This window comes from Streptomyces sp. AV19, from assembly GCF_015999245.1.
Lineage (GTDB): Bacteria > Actinomycetota > Actinomycetes > Streptomycetales > Streptomycetaceae > Streptomyces.
In genome coordinates, this window is sequence record NZ_JAEAMR010000070.1 from 1 (window position 1) to 1,059 (window position 1,059).

At 70.5% G+C, this 1,059-nt stretch carries 1 protein-coding gene and 1 pseudogene; both read right to left on the reverse strand.

Going from position 1 to position 1,059, the window contains the following annotated elements:
• Window positions 1-149: 149 nt before the first annotated feature.
• Window positions 150-656: a hypothetical protein gene (locus I5Q34_RS33260; RefSeq protein ID WP_199896229.1), complete on the reverse strand. Its 507-nt coding sequence runs from the start codon at window positions 654-656 to the stop codon at window positions 150-152.
• Window positions 657-667: 11 nt separating this feature from the next.
• Window positions 668-1,059, reverse strand: a pseudogene (locus I5Q34_RS33265) (hypothetical protein); the annotation flags it as partial.

Consider the following 1,059-nt stretch of genomic DNA (forward strand, 5'->3'; position numbering starts at 1 on the left):
GGCTGGTGATGTCGATCCACGCTCCGTCGATGAACAGCTCGACCTGGACGGGCTGCCCGTTCGATGCCTCGCCGGAGGCGGACAGCGGTCCGGGCACGGCGCCGAGGCGCCGGTCCCATGCCGCTACCCGTGCTGCCAGGCTCATGTGGTCACTCGTCCCAGCAGATCCAGCACCGCAGGTCCGCAGCGGTGGTTGGCGTCGTCGCCCGCACCCGCAGGAACTTCGACACGGCGATGATCGGCCGCTCGTCCGGCATCCACTGGTAGGTGTACGTGAGCGGCGACTCGGCGGTGGTCGAGCTGAGCGACACCACGTCGAAGACCCGGGTGGCGGTGATGCTGCCCTCGGCGGTCGCGGTGTAGCCGGTCGCCGAGGTCCCCAGAGTCAGCAGCGAGGCCGGGGCGTTGGGGTCCAGCGGCTGCACGCCTGCGGCCACGTGCGCGGTCACTGTGGCCGCGACGTCTGCCTGGAGCAGCTCCACCACGCCGTCGGCGCCCGGCGGATCGTCCACCGAGAAACCCCAACTGATCAGCTGAATCTGCCGCGTCGCCGGCGTGGCCAGCTGCAACATCGTCTTGATGGCCGTGCCCGTCGTCACCGACGCCTGTGCGGCCGTCGTCGGCATCGCCGAGTTCCACGTCTTGTACCTGTGCACTTCCTTCTCCCTTACGATGCGCGGCCGAGTACGGCCTGAACGTCGCCGCCGCGGGTGCGGACTTCGCGGCGGGCGGTGTCGATCACCAAGTCACCGAAGGACTTGCCAGCGATGTTGAGCTGGATCACCATCAGCCCGCCGTCACTGCCGCCAGCCGCGAGCCGCCGGGAGTCCCCGGCCGTACGGACCCGCGACCCGAACGGCAACGACACGAGCTCGGGCCCCTGTTCGCCGACCCACGTCAGTGCCGAGCGTGGGCCGCCGCCGGCCGCGCCGATGATCCCGCCGTGCGCCCGGCCCTTGATGCCGAGAGCCTTCTCCAGCGTCCGCTCCAGCGCGGCCGCAACTCGCTCCATCGCCCGTTGGAGCCGCTCCTGCTGCCGCTCCAGGCCCTTGACCAGTT